General features: G+C 47.5%; 2 protein-coding genes. Both read right to left on the bottom strand.

Annotation, left to right across the window (positions count from 1 at the left end; translation table 11 throughout):
- Positions 1–55: 55 nt before the first annotated feature.
- On the bottom strand, positions 56–1975 hold the full coding sequence (gene nuoL, locus B3Z75_RS11710) for an NADH-quinone oxidoreductase subunit L (protein ID WP_286844795.1): 1920 nt from the start codon (positions 1973–1975) through the stop codon (positions 56–58).
- A 53-nt stretch (positions 1976–2028) separates the two neighbouring features.
- On the bottom strand, positions 2029–2370 hold the full coding sequence (gene nuoK, locus B3Z75_RS11705) for an NADH-quinone oxidoreductase subunit NuoK (RefSeq protein WP_238866204.1): 342 nt from the start codon (positions 2368–2370) through the stop codon (positions 2029–2031).
- Between the last annotated feature and the right edge of the window lie 21 nt (positions 2371–2391).

Below are 2391 nucleotides of genomic sequence, written 5' to 3'. Positions count from 1 at the left end.
GTAATATTGTCTGTTATAGTAATTTCAACAGTGCAGGCTCATTTGGGTCGCACGGCTACCATATTGCCAACAACGTAATAAGAAGAGTAGCCAGCAGAAACACCCACGCGTACCACTGCACGCTCCCAGACTGTAACCCTCTTATAGCCTGCGAGGTGCGAAGGGTGGCCCTCCCCAGTCCATTTACAGCCCCATCTATCACATGGCGGTCGAACCATGCAAACGAACGCGATATGCCGTTGAATATAATTTTCTTCGTGATAAACAGATATAGTTCGTCTATATAAAATCTGTTTGATGCAGCCCTGTAAAGCTTTCCAAAGCCTTTAGCCAAATGTGCCGGATATGCGTTATCTCTCCTGTAGAGGTATGCAGCCACCCCTATTCCTGTCAGTGCCACGGAGACACTGATAGCAGCTACTGTCACGTTCAGACGGATTATGTATTGTGTACCATCGGCCGTAACAAATTTCCCGAAAGGGATAAAGCCACCGGCGACGGTCAACAGAGCCAGGAACAGAAGCGGGATAGTCATCGAACGGGGACTCTCGTGAGGCCTTCGACCATCGCGTACTTTATACTCCTTGCGCCAGAATATACTGTAATAGAGCCGGAACATGTAAAAAGCAGTCAGTCCCGCTATCACGGTCATCCATACACCCATTCCCGTGCTAAACCCATAGGCGGCGGTAATTACTTCATCTTTGCTCATAAACCCTGAGAAAGGCGGAATACCTGCTATCGACAGACAGGCAATTAAAAAGGTGATATGCGTGACTGGCATATACCTGCGCAAGCCCCCCATATCCTTCATCTCATTACTATGAACGGCATGGATTACCGAACCCGCGCCAAGGAACAAAAGCGCCTTGAACATTGCATGTGTAAACAGGTGAAACATGGAAGCCATATACCCCAACCCCCCGTGTTCATGCTCACTAAGCCCCATACCTGTGCTTACTCCCAACGCAACCATCATAAACCCTATCTGGGAGATGGTGGAGAAAGCCAGTACACGTTTTATATCGGTTTGCGCTATCGCTATAACAGCGGCAAACATAGCCGTAAATGCACCCACATATGCAATACCATGCAGCACCTCAGGAGTGAAGCCAACATAGACCGGGAACAGGCGAGCAACCAGATAGACTCCCGCCACAACCATGGTGGCAGCGTGAATGAGCGCCGATACGGGGGTAGGTCCTTCCATGGCATCGGGCAGCCATATATGCAGAGGGAACATTGCCGACTTACCGGCACCACCAATAAAAATCAACGCCATAGCCCAGCTCATTGCCGACACGCCCATAAAGGTTGTTCCAAGGGCAGGACCAAAGAGAGAAGCATCTCCCGGTATCAGCACTCCGAAATCGAAAGTCTGCGTATAGTATGAAAGCACCAGTATGCCGATCAGAAAAAACATATCGGCAAAACGGGTCACGATAAATGCTTTCTTGGCTGCAGCCACCGCTGATGGCTTACTGTAATAAAAACCGATGAGCAGGTAAGAGGAGACACCCACCAGCTCCCAGAAGATATACATCTGAAAAATATTGGTTGCTACCACTAACCCTATCATGGAAAAGGTAAAAAGGGAGAGGAATGCGTAATAACGCCCGAACCCTCTCTCTCCTTTCATATATCCTAAGCTGTAGATATGCACCATCAGCGAGACGGTGGATATCACCACCAGCATCATCACAGAAACCTGATCAAGCATGATGCCCAGATCGATATGCAGCTTCTCACCCACATTAAGCCAGGTGAAATTGCAGGGTGTGACTGACTGCCATACTCCGTTTACATTTTGGGTAGTGAAATAGTCAAACGCCGTATAGTATGAGAGCAGCGTCACCAATCCCGCTACAACGGTGCCGCCCGCTCCGGCATTGCGTGGTTTTAATGCAGTTCCCGACAGTCCGATTGCCAGAAACGACAACAGCGGAAGTATCAGAATGAAAATTGTATAGTCCATAATCAATAATTCGGCTCTCTCTTTCGTGAGAACAGTAGAGCTTTATTTTTTCTTTATTCTTTCATTTGTTCTATGTTATTCACCTCGGCGTTGCCGAATCTCCTGTACACGTTAATTACGATGGCAATGGCGACAGCGGTTTCGCAGGCCGACACAGCAATAGCAAAAAGTGCAAAAAAGAGCCCCTCCATCTCCCCGGGATACAGATAGCGGTTGAAAACCGCAAAATTCATGTCAACGGAATTCAGAATCAGCTCAATCGAGATAAGCATCATTATCATATTCTTACGTGTAAAAAAACCGTAGATACCTGCAAAAAACATTATCAGGCTTACAATCAGGAATGCCTGCAAGGGTACCGCTTCCAACGACGTGTTCAAAATAATCTCTCCCATACTCTATTTCTCTTTCTCTTT

Origin of the sequence: Proteiniphilum sp. UBA1028 (genome assembly GCF_002316955.1) — a bacterium.
Classification (GTDB): domain Bacteria; phylum Bacteroidota; class Bacteroidia; order Bacteroidales; family Dysgonomonadaceae; genus Proteiniphilum.
Note: the sequence above shows the minus strand (reverse complement) of the source record. Positions and strands in the feature narration are given on the sequence as shown.